This window comes from Pseudogemmobacter bohemicus, assembly GCF_003290025.1.
In the GTDB taxonomy this organism is placed as follows: domain Bacteria; phylum Pseudomonadota; class Alphaproteobacteria; order Rhodobacterales; family Rhodobacteraceae; genus Pseudogemmobacter; species Pseudogemmobacter bohemicus.
Genome location: NZ_QNHG01000006.1, coordinates 144796 through 159172, shown reverse-complemented (window position 1 = coordinate 159172; position 14377 = coordinate 144796). Strand labels below are relative to the sequence as shown.

At 65.4% G+C, this 14377-nt stretch carries 15 protein-coding genes; 8 read left to right on the top strand and 7 right to left on the bottom strand.

Features of this window, described 5'->3' with window-relative positions; all coding sequences use genetic code 11:
- Position 1 precedes the first annotated feature (1 nt).
- Complete coding sequence (locus DRF71_RS24720) at positions 2-1036, bottom strand: putative B6 ABC transporter substrate-binding protein (RefSeq protein ID WP_112313118.1); 1035 nt, start codon at positions 1034-1036, stop codon at positions 2-4.
- Between the two features lie 192 nt (positions 1037-1228).
- Here DRF71_RS24720 and DRF71_RS24715 point away from each other — a divergent pair, with 192 nt between their 5' ends.
- Both DRF71_RS24715 and DRF71_RS24710 read left to right on the top strand, forming a co-directional pair.
- Positions 1229-1564, top strand: coding sequence for a hypothetical protein (locus DRF71_RS24715; protein WP_112313117.1), 336 nt, complete (start codon positions 1229-1231; stop codon positions 1562-1564).
- A gap of 314 nt (positions 1565-1878) precedes the next feature.
- Positions 1879-2646, top strand: coding sequence for an SDR family oxidoreductase (locus tag DRF71_RS24710; RefSeq protein ID WP_157971273.1), 768 nt, complete (start codon positions 1879-1881; stop codon positions 2644-2646).
- 51 nt (positions 2647-2697) lie between these two features.
- On the opposite strand, the gene DRF71_RS24705 is transcribed toward DRF71_RS24710, so the two are convergent.
- The 6 genes from DRF71_RS24705 to DRF71_RS24680 form a co-directional block, all read right to left on the bottom strand.
- The gene (locus tag DRF71_RS24705; RefSeq protein ID WP_198672358.1) at positions 2698-3372 is read right to left on the bottom strand and encodes a GntR family transcriptional regulator; all 675 of its coding nucleotides are present in this window, start codon (positions 3370-3372) and stop codon (positions 2698-2700) included.
- Positions 3373-3496: 124 nt separating this feature from the next.
- Positions 3497-4696 carry a pyridoxamine--pyruvate transaminase gene (gene ppaT, locus DRF71_RS24700; RefSeq protein WP_112313114.1) on the bottom strand — a complete coding sequence of 400 codons (1200 nt, stop codon included), beginning with the start codon at positions 4694-4696 and terminating at the stop codon, positions 3497-3499.
- 1 nt (position 4697) lies between these two features.
- Positions 4698-6047, bottom strand: coding sequence for an MmgE/PrpD family protein (locus DRF71_RS24695; protein WP_112313113.1), 1350 nt, complete (start codon positions 6045-6047; stop codon positions 4698-4700).
- On the bottom strand, positions 6047-6895 hold the full coding sequence (locus tag DRF71_RS24690; RefSeq protein ID WP_112313112.1) for an NAD(P)-dependent oxidoreductase: 849 nt from the start codon (positions 6893-6895) through the stop codon (positions 6047-6049). Before DRF71_RS24690 ends, DRF71_RS24695 begins: the two co-directional genes overlap by 1 nt.
- Positions 6896-6922: 27 nt before the next feature.
- Entirely contained in the window at positions 6923-7675 is a 753-nt protein-coding gene (locus tag DRF71_RS24685) for an SDR family oxidoreductase (protein ID WP_112313111.1), read from the bottom strand.
- Positions 7672-8520: an N-acyl homoserine lactonase family protein gene (locus DRF71_RS24680; RefSeq protein WP_112313110.1), complete on the bottom strand. Its 849-nt coding sequence runs from the start codon at positions 8518-8520 to the stop codon at positions 7672-7674. Before DRF71_RS24680 ends, DRF71_RS24685 begins: the two co-directional genes overlap by 4 nt.
- A 191-nt stretch (positions 8521-8711) precedes the next feature.
- Between DRF71_RS24680 and DRF71_RS24675 the strand changes: the two genes are divergently transcribed.
- From DRF71_RS24675 to DRF71_RS24650, 6 genes are all read left to right on the top strand, one after another.
- The gene (locus DRF71_RS24675) at positions 8712-9119 is read left to right on the top strand and encodes a carboxymuconolactone decarboxylase family protein (RefSeq protein WP_112313109.1); all 408 of its coding nucleotides are present in this window, start codon (positions 8712-8714) and stop codon (positions 9117-9119) included.
- A 71-nt stretch (positions 9120-9190) separates the two neighbouring features.
- On the top strand, positions 9191-10678 hold the full coding sequence (locus DRF71_RS24670; protein WP_198672357.1) for a 4-hydroxyphenylacetate 3-hydroxylase N-terminal domain-containing protein: 1488 nt from the start codon (positions 9191-9193) through the stop codon (positions 10676-10678).
- 69 nt (positions 10679-10747) lie between these two features.
- Complete coding sequence (locus DRF71_RS24665; RefSeq protein WP_112313108.1) at positions 10748-11131, top strand: nuclear transport factor 2 family protein; 384 nt, start codon at positions 10748-10750, stop codon at positions 11129-11131.
- A 4-nt stretch (positions 11132-11135) separates the two neighbouring features.
- A complete protein-coding gene (locus DRF71_RS24660; RefSeq protein WP_112313107.1) occupies positions 11136-12569 on the top strand; it encodes an amidase in 1434 nt (477 codons plus the stop codon).
- A gap of 5 nt (positions 12570-12574) precedes the next feature.
- Positions 12575-13864, top strand: a complete 1290-nt coding sequence (locus DRF71_RS24655; RefSeq protein ID WP_112313106.1) for an amidase — start codon at positions 12575-12577, stop codon at positions 13862-13864.
- Positions 13861-14376 carry a flavin reductase family protein gene (locus DRF71_RS24650; protein WP_112313105.1) on the top strand — a complete coding sequence of 172 codons (516 nt, stop codon included), beginning with the start codon at positions 13861-13863 and terminating at the stop codon, positions 14374-14376. The genes DRF71_RS24655 and DRF71_RS24650 overlap by 4 nt, the downstream gene beginning before the upstream one ends.
- Position 14377 lies beyond the last annotated feature (1 nt).

Below are 14377 nucleotides of genomic sequence, written 5' to 3'. Positions count from 1 at the left end.
CTTACTCGACGGCTTTCACCAGGGCACGCACGCTCGCGGCGTCATACTTCGCCTCGACCTTAATCGTGCCCGAGATGATCTCGGCCTTCAGCGCCTCGATCTCGGCCCAGACATCATCGGGGATATTGGCGGTCTTCAGCAGGTGCAGACTGTCATCCGAGAGTTTGATGTCGTAATTCTTCTCGCCGTAAGTGCCGGCTTTCAGATCGGCAATCATCGCGGCATAGACCGGGGTAAGATCCCAGACGACCGAGGACAAGAGATACCCCTTGTCGATCGAGGTCTTGTCGCCGATCACGTCGATGAAATAGGCCTTGCCGCCATCGGTCGCCGGCGTGGTTTCCACCGCCTGCAACATACCGAAGGAAGACCCGTTGCCCTGGCCGAAGATGATATCCGCGCCCGAGGCGATCACGGTTTCCGTCACGCGCTTGCCGCCGGCGGCATCGGCATAGGCGGCCGGCCCGATCACCGCATAGCGGACCTCGACCTCGGGCTTCTCGGCCTTGACGCCCTCGGCAAAGGCGATGGACATATTGTTCCAGGACGGCGGCTCGCCCGAGACCACGATACCGACAATACCGGTGCGGGTCATTTTGGCGGCCAGACGGCCCGCGAGATAGGCGCCATCCGAGCCGGTCGCGGTATAATCGGCAACCTTACCCTTCGACAGCTTGTCCGGCATATCGACAATCGCCACCGGAACGCCCAGTTCCTCGCCGATCTCGGGCGCCGAAGTGTTGTAGCCCGAGGCATGGCCGATCAGCAGATCGGCGCCGTCTTCGGCCAGTTCGCGCAGCGTCGGACGCACATCGCCGTAACCGAGATTCTCGGCCACGATAACCTCGATCCCCGCCGCCTCGCCGGCTTTGCGGGCCGCATCGACGCCTTGCTGGTTCCAGCCCATATCGGTGCCCATTTCGGGCGCGAGAATCGCAATGGAATCAATCTCATCCGCCGAGGCCACCCCCGCCCAGCCCATAAGGGCGAGCGCAAGAACCGAGCGGCTGACAGTGCCGGTAATGGTCTTTTTCATCTCATCTTTCCCTGTTGTCGTTTTACAGTTGACACTCAGCCGCGGCCCGGATGCCATCCGGTCAGTTGACCTCCGAACCTACGGCTTATGATGCAGTTTCCCCGCATACTTTCTGTTACGACCCCTGTTCTGGCGTTCGTCGCCAGTATCGCCGGGGTATATTCCGCACCGGCATCTGCCGCGCAGCATAGTGTGGAAATCGCGATAACCAATACCGGAGATGCGGCGCTGGAATGCGGTGCGGCAATCGCGCACTGGTTTTCCGAAGATCTGGGCCATGCGGCCCCCGGCGAGACGCTGGAGATCCGGTTCGGATATGATCTGGGCAGCGGCACCGTGTTCCGCCTGAACGAGGTCGGCGATGAAATGGCGGTGCAACGGGTCTGGTGCGGGGCCGAGGGCAATGCCTGGCCCACCCGTGCCGAAATCCCGCTTGAGCGGCGGGCGGGCACCGCCCCTGCCCCGGTCGCGCTGGATTGCGCGACCTCGGCCGGGGGCACCCTTTGCGCGACAAAACCGGCGGAGTGACCGCCGGAGACCGCGCAATTTGCCGCATATCTGAACATCAGACCCCTTCTTCCACCAGGCGGACCTAATCACGGGATTTCCGATCTGCCGGCTGCGGTTACACGGGGAAATTCCCCTTTCCGCGGCATGAGACACCAGGACCCCGATTGACAGCACAAGAATACGATAACATTATCATACCGTAATACAATGTGAAAAAATCCTCTGCCTGATGCCCTGGTTGAATTTTCCGTCAGATGACTGAATTTTCATCATATTCCATGGCTCGGCGCCAGAAAAACGGCCGATCTCAGCGGCCAGAACAGGGAAAAGACATGCGCAGCGCCATCGTGACCGGAGCGAGCCGGGGCCTCGGGAAAGCCTTTGCCATCGGCCTTGCGAAAGACGGATTCGCGCTTTCGCTGGCGGCGCGCGATGCGGCGGCGCTTGAGGAAACCGCGCAAGAGGCGCTGGCTGCCGGCGCGCCGCAGGTGGTCATCACCGCAGCCGATCTCTCGCAGCCCGGCGCGGCGGCCGGGGTGGTCGGCGCGACGCTGGCCCGGCTCGGGCGAATCGATGCGCTGGTGAACAATGCCGGCGCCACCAGACGCGGCGATTTCCTCGCGCTGTCTGACGAGGATTTCATTGAGGGATTCGCGCTGAAATTCCACGCCAGCGTGCGGTTCTGCCGCGCCGCATGGCAGGCTCTGGAGGCCTCGAAAGGCGTGATCGTCAATATTTCCGGCGTCGGCGCCCATACGCCCGAGCCCGATTTCACCATTGGCGGCCCGGTCAATTCCGCGCTGATCAATTTCACCAAGGCGATCTCGAAACGCGCGCAAGGCGCGGGCATCCGCATCAACACGCTCTGCCCCGGCCATATCGTCACCGACCGCCTTGCCCGCCGCATCGAGACCCGCGCGGCGGAGCGTGGCATCAGCTTTGCCGGGGCCCAGGAGGAGATGCGGATCGAGCACGGCATCGCCGCTTACGGCCAGCCCGACGAGGTCACCAATGTGCTGCGATTCCTGTGCAGCCCGGCGGCAAGCTATGTCCATGGCACGGTGATCAATGTCGATGGCGGCGCAACGCCCGGAATCTGACGCCCGACAGGGGGCGATCAGCCCCCCCCCCCCGAAACCCCCGGGGCGCCTTCAGCCTTCAGCCGCTTCCTGGGCGAGGCGCTTTTTCAGGATCTCGATCGCCACCTTGCCCGCATTCATCACATGGCGGGCGGCGAGCTTTCTCGCCTCTTTGCCACGCCGGGCAGAGAGGTGATCGACCAGTTCTTCCAGCTCTTGCAGGCTTTCCGCCGTGCGGCCCGGTGCCGCCAGCGAGGTCGCGCGCAAGACCATCACGCGGGCATTCAGCGAGGAAAGCGTATGGCCAAGCGCCTCATTATGGGCGCCGAAGATCAGGCTCTCGTAAAAGGCGTTCTTGGCGGTCAGCCGCTCCAGCGGGTCGGTCATGCTGCCGATGCCCTTAAGCCCCTCGAACGACGCTTTCAGCGCGGCGATATCCGCATCGGTGGCGTTGCGGGTGAAAAGCTCGCAGGCCAGACCCTCCAGCTCGATCCGGACCTGGTAGATGCCCTCGGCCTGTTCGGGGGTCAGCGTGGCGACAATCGGCCCGCGATGCGGCACGACCTGCACCAGCCCTTCGCTTTCCAGCTGGCGCAGCGCCTCGCGCACGGCGGTGCGGGACACGCCGGTCATCTCGCAAAGGTCGCGCTCGGTAATGCGCTGCCCGGCGGTGAAATAGCCAAGCGCGATCGAGTTGCGGATGCTCTCGGTCACCGAATGGCGCACCGGAGCAGCGGCCTTGGTCACTCTGAACTCCAGCGGGAGGGCTTTGCCGTTCATTCCATACCACTATGATCGGGGTTGCCGCATAATGATGCGCGGCAGCCAATATGACAATGTTACTATACGACAAACGGCCCTGGCGAAAGGCTCAAACCTTGGCCGCCGCCTTATCCGCCGCCGCGTCGATCACCGCCAGCGCCGCTGCAACCCCGGCGCCGGGGTCGATGCCCCTGACACCCATCGCCTGCATCCCCCCCGCCATCGCGGCCACCGCCACCATGGCATAGGTCGGTTTCGCGGTAGGCCCCATATGGCCGATGCGGGTCAGGCGACCCAGCGTCTCGCCACGCCCCGAGGACAGCATCACCCCATACCGCGCCCGGATCAGCGCGCGCAGAGCCGGTTCGTCGATCCCGTCCGGCGTCTTCACGGCGGTGCAGGTCGGCGAGGCGATCTCTTCGCGGGCCGCCCAAAGCTGCATTCCGGCGGCCAGAATTCCGGCGCGGCAGGCTTTGGCGGTCAGGGCATGGCGGGCCCAGACGGCCTCCTCGCCTTCGGTGAGGTAGACATCAAGCGCCGCGTCCAGGGCGTTGATCTCAGAAACCGAGGGCGTGAAGGGGAAGCCCTGCCCCGCCAGATGCGCGCGCCGCCAGTCGGCAATCGAAAGGATCGAATCCTTCGGCGCGTCCTTGTTGGCCGCGATCTTCGCCCAGCCCCGTTCCGACACATGCAAAAGCGACAGGCCCGGCGGGCAGCCGAGGCATTTATTCGGGCCGGTGACAAAAATATCCGCCTGGCAATCCTCGGGCAGCACCTTCACCCCGCCAAAGGCCGAAACCGAATCGACGATGAAGATCTTGCCCGCTGCGCGCACCGCCGCCCCGATCTCATCAACCGGGTTCAGTGTGCCCGAAGGCGTGTCATGGTGGCAGAGCGATACCACCGCCACATCGGGGCGGGCCTTCAGCGCCTCTGCCACCGCCGCCGCCGTCAGCACCTCATTATAGGGCACTTCCAGCTCGATCAGTTCGCCGGCATAGCGTGCCGCCCAATAACCGAAACCCTTGCCATAGACACCCGAGACCAGGTTCAGCACCACATCGCCTTTCGCGATGACCGAGGCGGCGGCGGCCTCCAGCCCCAGCACCGGCTCTCCCTGCAGGATCACCGGCGGCGTGTCGGTATGGAAGGCGCGCTGCACTTTCGCATTCACCGATTCATAGAATTCGAGGAAAGCCGGGTCGTAATCGTAAAGGACGGGCCGCGACAGGGCACGCAGCACCTCGGGATAGGCATCGACGGGGCCGGTGGTCAGCGTCATCACCGGAGGCGCAATCGGTCTGGTCATCTCACTCTCCTGTTGCCCCTCGCGTCAAAGCGAGGAAGTCGGCCGCGTTGTCGCGGTCCTCAATCGTTTCCAGCGCCCGGATCAGGGCATCGGCGTCCAGCCTGGCGCCGTTATGGCGGATCTGGCCGCGCAGTTTCGCCGCAAGATCGGCCTCTGTCATCGGATGGGCAAGCCCGCCCTTTGCCGCCTCGACCCGGCGGGTGATGCGGCGGCCATCTGTCAGGTCCAGCGTGACCTCCGCCGCCTCCAGCGCGAAGCCCGGATCGTCACAAAAAGCCAGCCTGGAGCCGAATGCGCGCAGCAGCGGCCCGGCCACTGCGGCATCCGAGAAGGCCGCCAGCCCCGCCTCGCCGCGCAAGAGGCTCACCGCCACCGCATGCTGCGCCGAGACCTGGGCGAGCCGCCCCGTCTCAACCCCCGGCCGGTCGGTACGCTGTCTGAGCAAAGGATGCCCGGTCAGCGTGACCCGCGCGATCCGGTCTGCGTCGATCCCCTCGCCATGCAGCGCAAGGCAGGCCTCGATCACCGGGTTCAGAACCACTCCGCAGGGGTAAGGTTTGAAAGTGTTCTGCAAAACCTCCCACCGCTGGCCCAGACCGTCAAACGCCGCCAGATCCGGCGCATCGGAATGCAGCGCAAGGAAGCCCCGCTCCCCTTCCAGCGGCGCCGCCGGGCCGGTAAAACCGTCTTGTGCCAGCAGCGCCCCCATCAGCCCGGCCCGGGCCGCCTGCCCGACCGAAAGGCTTTTCGACATCGTTCCCAGCGTCTCGACCGAGCCGGCATTCTGCGCCAGCGCATGCCCCATGGCGTCGACCATCTGCGCCTCGGTCAGACCCAGGATCTGCCCCGCCGCCAGCGCCGCCCCGAAGGTGCCGCAGGTCGAGGTGATATGCCAGCCACGCGTGTAATGCACGGGATGCAGCGCGAGACCAAGGCGGCAGGTCACCTCCATCCCGGTGACAAAGGCGCGGATCAGCGCCGTGCCCGGAACCGGCCTCCCCTCCGCCGCAAGGCTCTCGGCCAGCGCCAGCACCGCCGGGCCGACCGGGGCGGCGGGGTGGATCACGGTCGGGATATGGGTGTCGTCATAGTCGAAGATATTCGCCGCCGCCGCGTTGATGCAGGCGGCCCAGAGCATATCGGCGCGCGCGCCCCGCCCGATCAGACTGGTCGTGGCGGGGCCGGAAAACGCAGGCAGCAGCGCCACAAGGCGGTCAATCGCCGCCTCCCCTGCGCCGCCGATCGCACAGCCAACCATGTTCAGAAACGCCCGCCGCCCCGCCGCCCGCACCTTGTCCGGCAGCGGGCCGGGATCGGCGGCAAAACCGGCGATCCGGCGGCTGAGGCCCATCAGCCGCCAGCCCCTTCTGCCGCCTTGCCGCGCAGCTCGGCCCCGGCCCAGACCTCCAGCGGGCGGATGATCTCGGTCATATCGGCATCGGGGCCGAACTGGGCTTTGGTGATGGAGAACAGCGTCCTGACCGCATTGCCGACCAGCATCTGACAGCCAAGACGTTCGGCCTCTTCCAGGCACAGCCGGATGTCTTTCAGAGACAGTGCAATCGCGAAGCCGAAATCAAAGCCGCGCGGCAGCACGAAACGCGGGATCTTGTCGACACTGGCCGAGGTGCGGCCCGAGCCCGCATTCAGAACCTCGATCATCACATCGGCATCAAGCCCGGCCTTCGCGCCCATCACCATCGCCTCGGATGTGATCGCGAGCGAGGCCGCCGAGCAGATATTGTTGATCAGCTTCATCACCTGGGCCTTGCCCGGCTCTGCCGCGACCCGGATCACCTTGCCCAAAGCCAGCAGCTGCGGCTCGACCGTTTCGAAATGCGGCGAGGGTCCGGCGGCCATCAGCGCGAGCGTCCCCTTCTTTGCCCCCGCAACCCCGCCCGAAACCGGGCTGTCGATCAGCGCGATGCCGGCGCCGGCCAGCACCTCGGCCAGATCCATCTCGACCTTGGGGCCGGTGGTCGACAGATCCACCACCCGCTGCACCCGCCCGGGATGCGCGGCAATCTCGCGCCCGACCGCCAGCACCACTTCGGGCGTCGGCAGCGAGAGGAAAACCGTCTCTGCGCGGGCACAAAGCGCCTTCAGCGATCCCGCATCCCCGGCCCCTTTCGCGACCAGCGCGGCCACCGCGCCCGCATCGCGGTCATTGACCACCAGCTTCGCGCCCGCGGCCACCATCACACTCTCCTGCTTGCGGCCCCGCCCTCAGGCAAAGGACCAGCCATTATCCACCGGGATCGCCGCCCCGTTCAGCCCCGCGCTGGTCTCTCCGCACAGGAACAAAGCCAGCGCCGTCACCGTCTCCATCGGGATGAATTTACCCCCCGGCTGACGGGTCGAAAGGAATTCCCGCTCCGCCTCGGCTGCGCTGATGCCCCGCGTCTCAGCCAGCGCCGCGATGCGGGCCAGCGCCGAATCGGTCGCCATCAGCCCGGGGCATATCGCATTGCAGGTGATCGCGGTCCCGGCCAGTTCCAGCGCCACCGTCCGCGTCAGCCCGGTGATCGCATGTTTGGTGGTGACGTAATCCGCCCGGCCTGCCAGCGCGATCAGACTATAGACCGAGCCCATATTGATGATCCGCCCCCAGCCTTTCGCCTTCATCCCCGGCAGGCAGGCTTTGATCAGGCGGAAGGGCGCGGAAAGGTTCACCTCCATTGCGCGGTCCCAATCGGCATCGGGCAGGTCGGGAACCTCGGCCATGCGCCGGATCACCGCATTGTTGATCAGGATATCGACACCGCACAGATGATCCGCCGCCCGCGCCGCCAGATCCGCAGCCGCGCCCGGGGCAGAGAGATCGGCACAATGGCTGCCCGCCGCAAGACCCGCCGCCGCATCGGAAACGGCGGGAGAAATATCCGACAGAAACACCCGGTCGCCGGCTTCGGCGAAAGCCTTCGCCAGACCCAGCCCAAGGCCAAGCGCCGCGCCGGTGATCAGCACGCCCCGGCTCATCGGCTGAGCTCGGCGAAGGACAGAAGCGGCGCCGTATCCAGCCGCACTGCGATGCCCGAAAGCGGCTCTGACACGGCGGGATAGGCCTGCATCACCAGCGGGTCATGGCCCGGGATGATATGATCGGCGGAGGGTGCCAGCGCCTCCAGCCGCGCGAATCCCTGGCGCAGCCGCGCCTCATCCCAGAGGATCGGAAAAGGCGCATGCCGCGCCAGATTGGCGTAAAGATGGGTGGCATCTGATGCGAGCAGCACCCGCCCCCGCGCGGTGGGCACAGAGACCGCCTGCAATCCCGCGCTGTGGCCCGGGATTTCATGCAATCTGATGCCATTGCCCAGATCGTGATCGCCCTGATGAAAAGTGATGCGCCCGGCGTAAAGGCTGCGGATGTACTCGACGATATTCTCGACATCGAACACGCCCCGCGCCGCCGGGTCGCACATGCAAGGCCCGGTGGCATGGGCGGCCTCGGCCTCTTGCAGATGGAACTGCGCGCGCGGAAAATCGGTCAGGCTGCCGGCATGGTCATAGTGAAGATGGGTGAGGATCACCGTCTCCACCTGATGCGAATCAACCCCCACCAGCGCCAGCGCCTCGCGGGCGGTTCTGAACAGACGGCGCCCGCGCCGGCGCGCGGCATCAGGCCCGAAACCGGTGTCGATCACCAGGGTTTCAGCCCCCCGCCGCGCCAGCCAGATGAAGTAATCAAGGTTCGACCCGGCCTCATGCGGGTCAGCCGGATCGACGAAATTCTCGCCCTGATGGCGGCCGGAATGCTCGGCGTAACGCAGCGCGAAAAGCTCGAAAACCGCAGCATCGGCAGGGTGATCCCGCTCCTCTCGCATCCCGGCTTCGCCTCCCCTTTACGGCTGCCTCATTTCCGGGCAGCGGCGCTTTGTCTATCAGTATGACCGTAATCCTGTCATACAATCTGTTGACAGGTCAAGCGCGCCATGTCTAACCTGACCCCAGATCACGAGGCCCGCCATCCCCGGCATCAGGGGCCCGAAAAACCAAATCCCCAGCGGAGAATGACATGACCCGTCCCGAATTCGAGGGTGAGCAGTTTCAAAAAGGGCTGCAGGTCCGCCGTGAGGTTCTGGGCGACGCCTATGTCGCACCCTCCCTCGCCAATGCGGATGACCTGACCGCGCCTTTGCAGAAACTCGTAACCGAATGGTGCTGGGGCGAAATCTGGACCCGCCCGGGGCTGGAGCGCAAGACCCGTTCCTTCCTGAACCTCGCCATGCTGATCGCGCTGAACCGGCCGCATGAGGTGAAGATCCATGTGCGCGGCGCCATCAATAACGGCATCACCGAAGAGGAGATCGTCGAGGTGATCTTGCAGGCCGCGATCTATTGCGGCGTGCCGGCGGCGCTGGATGCGATGCGCTGCGCGACCGAGGTGATCCGCCAGATGCGCGATGAAAAGGCCAAAGGCTGACGCCAGACCCATCCCGCCCGAACCCTCCGAAACGAGAGGCCGGGCCCCGAAATCCCAACAGGAGAGACCCCGTGCAACAGGGAAAACCCACCACCATCAACGGAAAGCCGCACCGCCTGAAGACGGGCGCCGAATATAAGGACTCGCTGAAAGACAACCGGCAGATCTGGGTCGGCGGCCGCAAGCTTGGCTCCGTCTATGACGAGCCGGCGCTGGCCAGGGGGGTCGATACGCTGGCCTCGATGTTCGACGATCAGTTCGATCCGGAATACCAGGAGGCGACCACCTATTACGACGACAAGGTGGGCGCCGTGATCAGCCGTGCCTGGCAGGTGCCGCGCTCGAAAGAAGACCTCGCGGCGCGCCGGAAGATGATCGAGTATACTTCGCTGAAAACCGCCGGCACCTTTGGCCGCCCGCCGGATCTGTCCCCGGCGATTGTGGCCGGCCTTTACGCCTATCTGCCGACCTTCCGGCAGAAAAAGTCGATGATCGACGGCATCAACCCCGATTTTGGCGCCAATATCGAAGCCTATATGGAATTCGGTCAGAACAACAACCTGACCGCCTCGGAAAGCCTCGCCGGGCCGCAGGCCGACCGCTCGTCGCCCAAGGCATCCGAGGCCTCGATGCTCAAGGTGAAAAAGGTCACCAAAGACGGCGTCTATATCTATGGCGCCAAGACCGTGGGCTCGATTGCCGCCCAGGCCAATGACATCTTCTTCACCAATCTCGGCGGGTTGATGGAGACGCCGCCAGAGGCCTGTATCTGGGGTTCCGTCCCGATCGACACCGACGGCATCAAGATGATCTCGCGCGAGATGGTCTCGCAGCCAGAGGCGTCGAAATTCGACCATCCGGTCTCCAGCCTTGGCGAGGAAGCCGACCAGTTCATCGTCTTCGACAATGTCTTCGTGCCGAAAGAGCGCCTCTTCAACCTCGGCGACCCGACCGGCATGTCCTGGTATGGCCCGGTCTGCGTCTATGCGCATTGGCATGTGCTGACCCGTCTGGCGGTCAAGGCCGAACTGTTCGTCGGCGCCGGTCAGATGGTGCTCGACTACCTCGGCACCGGCAAGATCCCGGCGGTGCAGATGATGCTTGGCCAGCTGGTCGAATATGCGCAGACGCTGCGCGCCTTTGTGACCGCCGCCGAGGCGCTGGCGGTCGAACTCGAAGGCGGTGTGGTGCGCCCCGATGTCGGCATGCTGACCGCAGGGCGGCTCTATTCCATCGAAAACTACCCGAAGATCATCCACATCCTGCAAGAGATGTGCGGCCAGGGTCTGGTGATGCGCTTTGGCAAGAACGCGTTCGACAACCCCGATGTCGGCCATTTCCTGCATGAGCTGCTGCCCGGCCACGGTGTTTCCGCCATGGTCAAGGAACAGCTGATGAACTTCATCTGGGATATGACCTCCGGCTCGCTGGCCGGTCGGGTGGCGCTGTTTGAAAACGTCAATGCGACGCCGGCACCGGCGCTGCGCGCCCGCCTCTATAATGAGGTGAAACGGGACACCTATGTTGCCCAGGTGAAGAAGATCGCCGGGATCGAATGACCCCTGATCGAGCCCGCCCGTGGCCTCGGCTGCGGGCGGGATTTTTCCCGGAATATTTGGGGCGCAGTCATGCACCACCAGGAGCTGATCGACCGTTTCTACGCGGCCTATGCGGCACGCGATGCCCAGGGCGCCGCCGCGCTTTACGCCCCTGACGGCCGCCATGACGAGATCGCCATGGCGAAATCCCGTCAGGGCCGCGAGGCGCTGGCCCAGGGGCTGGAGGGCTTCTGGCGCATGCTCCCCGATGTCGCCTGGTCCCGCCGGGGCTATATCCGCGCCGCCGGTCATGTTGCGGTGCCCTATCACATGACCGGCACCTTCACCGGCAAAGACGGGCAAAAGCGCCCCATTGCGCTGGACGGGCTGCATCTGTTTGAAATCCGGGACGGGGCGCTGATGGTCACCAAAGACCTCTGGGATCTCGACCTTTTCAAAGCACAGATGGGCTGAGACGATGCAGGAGCTGGCAAAACTCGACGGGATCGCCATCACGAAGCTGCTCGACGAATTCGAGATATCGCCTTCGGAAGTGCTTGAGGCCGCGATTGAGCGGATAGAGCGGCTGAACCCGCAGTTGAACGCGGTGGTGCATGAGCATTTCGACCTCGCCCGTGAACAGGTCCGGGGTTACATGAAGCCCGACGGCTATCTGCCCTTCAGCCCCCTTGCGGGGGTGCCGATGCTGTTGAAAAATACCGGGTTCGAGGCCGAAGGGATGCTCTTGTCCTCCGGCTCGGAACTGTTGCGCGGTGTGGTCAGCCAGCGCGATTCCACCATCACCGCGCGCTACAAGGCGGCAGGAATGGTGATCCTCGGCAAGTCGAACACGCCGGAATTCGCGCTGTCTTTCACCTCGGAGCCCGAGGCCTTCGGACCGACCCGCAATCCCTGGGATGTGACCCGAACCGCCGGCGGATCGTCGGGCGGATCGACCGCTGCGGTGGCCTCGGGCATGGTGCCGCTCGCGAACTCATCAGACGGCGCAGGCTCGACCCGCCTCCCCGCCAGCCATTGCGGGCTGTTCGGGTTCAAACCCTCGCGCCTTGTGAACCCGGTCGGGCCGGTCGCGGCCGAGGCCATCGGCGGCATGTCCACCCCCCATGCGGTAACCTGGTCGGTCCGCGACAGCGCGGCGATGCTGGACATCAGCGGTGGCCCGGATATCGGTGACCCCTGGGCGTCGCCGGCAAAACCCGGCTATCTTGCAGCACTCGACAGGCCCTGCGAATACCTGAAAATCGCAGTCCTGACCCGGGCCCCCCTCGGCGAGACCATCGACCCCGAGATGATCCGCGTCACAGAATCGGCGGTGCGGGCGCTGCGGGATCTGGATCATACCGTCATTCCGATCAGCGATATGGGCTATGATGCGGCGGCGCTGAAGACCGCCTGGCGCCAGGTCGTGGGCACCAATGTGGCGCTTGGCGTGACCGGCGGCGACCGGCATTCGCCCCGCCTCGCGCAGCTGGAAGAGGTTAACCGCGAATGGGTGCGCGAGGCGCTGGCGCTGCCCGCCACCACCTACCTTGCGGCCGTCCAGACGCTGCACGGAACCGCCCGCGCGCTTGGCCGCTTCTTCTCGCGCTATGATGCCGTGCTGACCCCGGCGGCAGCCGAACCCGCGCCGCCGCTTGGCAAACTTGCCGGCACCGGCCAGACGCTTGATGCCTTCTACGACCAGTTCTGGGCGCATTCGCCGTTCACCGCCGTCTTCAACGCCTCGGGCTGCCCGGCCATGTCTGTCCCCTTCGGGACAAGCGCCTCCGGCCTGCCCATCGGTATCCATATCGGCGCCGGATTTGGCGAGGACGCCACGCTGCTGCAACTCGCCCATGATATCGAAAAAACCTGGCCCTGGGCGGATCGCCGCCCGGCGATCTTCGGGTGATACGGATGAAAACAGAGACTATCCTTGCCCTTTCCGCCCGTGAGATCGCTGCCTGTGTCGCTTCGGGTGAGCTCACTGCCCGCCAGGTCACCGAGGCACATCTGGAGCATATCGCCGCGACTGACGGCCCGGTCATGGCCTGGCAGCATCTCGACCCGGGTCAGGCCCGGGCATCCGCCGATGCGCTCGACCGGCAGGGCGCGAAAGGGCCGCTGGCAGGGGTGCCGGTCGGCGTCAAGGATGTGATCGACACCAGAGACATACCCACGGGCTATGGCACCAGGATCTATGACGGCTTCCAGCCGCCCTGGGATGCGGCGGCGGTCTCGCTGACCCGCGCCGCAGACGGGTTGATCCTTGGCAAGACCGTCTCGACCGAGCTCGCGATGGCCAGCCCGAACAAGACCCGGAACCCGCGTAATCCGGCCCATACGCCGGGCGGTTCGTCATCAGGCTCCTGCGCCGCAGTCGCCGCCGGTCATGTGCCCCTGGCTTACGGCACGCAGACCTCCGGCTCGGTGATCCGCCCGGCGAGTTTCTGCGGCGTCACTGCCCTGAAACCCTCTTTCGGGCTGATCAATACCGTGGGCATCAAGGTGCTCTGCCACAGCCTCGACACGCTGGGGATCCTTGCGCGCGGCATCGAAGACGCGGCCCATGCGGCGGCGGCGCTGTCGGGATATGAGGCCCTGGCGCAACTCGCCCCCCCTGCCCGCCCGCGCCTCGCCGTGCTGCCTGGAACCCGCCTCGAAAAGGCTGATTCCGCAAGTACAGAGACTGTTTTCAGCCTTGCCGCCCGGGCCGGACAGGCCGGAGCCGAAGTCACGATCCTTGAGCCCCCCGCCTGGTATGACGGTATTTTCGATCTGCATGAGGCAGTGATGGGCTGGGAGGTCACCAATTCCCTCGCCCCGGAAATCCGCGACCACTGGTCCGGCCTCAGCCCCGTCACCCGCGCCATGCTGGAAGACCAGCGCCGCGTCACGGAACCGCGCTACCGCGCCGCCCTTGAACAGCTGCCTGCGATCCGGGGCCAGATGGACGATCTGCTGTCGCGCTTCGACGCCGTGCTCACCCTCGCCGCCCCCGGCGAGGCCCCCGAGGGCATGGCGACCGGCGATCCGATCTTCAACCGGCTCTGGAGCGTCTTGCAGGTGCCGCTGATCAACCTGCCCGGCGCCACCGGCGCCAAAGGCCTGCCGATCGGCGTGCAGCTGGTGGGTGCGCGGGCCGCAGATCACCGGCTGGCCTCTGCCGCCCTCTGGCTGGAACAGCTGCAAAAGGCGAGACCATGATCCACAGCCCCACAAACCCCCTGGCCGATGACTTCCGCGCCGCGATGCGGCTGCTCGCGGCCACGGTGAACATCATCACCGCAGGCGAAGGCCCCGCCCGGCGCGGACTGACCGCAACCGCCGTCTGTTCAATGTCGGTCGCACCGCCCTCGATGCTGGTCTGTGTCAACCGGGGCGGCGAGGCCCATCGCGCCATCACCAGCGCGGGGAGCTTCTGCGTCAATATCCTCGCCGATGACCAGCGCGAGACCGCGCTGCGTTTCGCCGGTCAGACCGGCGACCAGGGCGAGGATAAATTCGCACCGCATGGCTGGACCAGCCTCGCCACCGGCGCCCCCGCATTGGACGGCGCGCTGGTGAACCTTGATTGCGAAATCGCCAGCGCAACCGAGACCGGCAGCCATTCGATCTTTATCGGCGAGGTCCGCGCCATCCGCTTCGGTTCCGCCCCCTCCCCCTTGCTGCATTTCAACCGCAGCTTCTTCACCCTCGCCCATACGACCGCGCTCTGAC

Coding starts and splice junctions, on each gene's coding strand:
- DRF71_RS24720 (WP_112313118.1), bottom strand. CDS start 1,036: ATGAAAAAGACCATTACCGGCACTGTCAGCCGCTCGGTTCTTGCGCTC.
- DRF71_RS24710 (WP_157971273.1), top strand. CDS start 1,879: ATGCGCAGCGCCATCGTGACCGGAGCGAGCCGGGGCCTCGGGAAAGCC.
- ppaT (WP_112313114.1), bottom strand. CDS start 4,696: ATGACCAGACCGATTGCGCCTCCGGTGATGACGCTGACCACCGGCCCC.
- DRF71_RS24695 (WP_112313113.1), bottom strand. CDS start 6,047: ATGGGCCTCAGCCGCCGGATCGCCGGTTTTGCCGCCGATCCCGGCCCG.
- DRF71_RS24690 (WP_112313112.1), bottom strand. CDS start 6,895: ATGGTGGCCGCGGGCGCGAAGCTGGTGGTCAATGACCGCGATGCGGGC.
- DRF71_RS24685 (WP_112313111.1), bottom strand. CDS start 7,675: ATGAGCCGGGGCGTGCTGATCACCGGCGCGGCGCTTGGCCTTGGGCTG.
- DRF71_RS24680 (WP_112313110.1), bottom strand. CDS start 8,520: ATGCGAGAGGAGCGGGATCACCCTGCCGATGCTGCGGTTTTCGAGCTT.
- DRF71_RS24675 (WP_112313109.1), top strand. CDS start 8,712: ATGACCCGTCCCGAATTCGAGGGTGAGCAGTTTCAAAAAGGGCTGCAG.
- DRF71_RS24665 (WP_112313108.1), top strand. CDS start 10,748: ATGCACCACCAGGAGCTGATCGACCGTTTCTACGCGGCCTATGCGGCA.
- DRF71_RS24660 (WP_112313107.1), top strand. CDS start 11,136: ATGCAGGAGCTGGCAAAACTCGACGGGATCGCCATCACGAAGCTGCTC.
- DRF71_RS24655 (WP_112313106.1), top strand. CDS start 12,575: ATGAAAACAGAGACTATCCTTGCCCTTTCCGCCCGTGAGATCGCTGCC.
- DRF71_RS24650 (WP_112313105.1), top strand. CDS start 13,861: ATGATCCACAGCCCCACAAACCCCCTGGCCGATGACTTCCGCGCCGCG.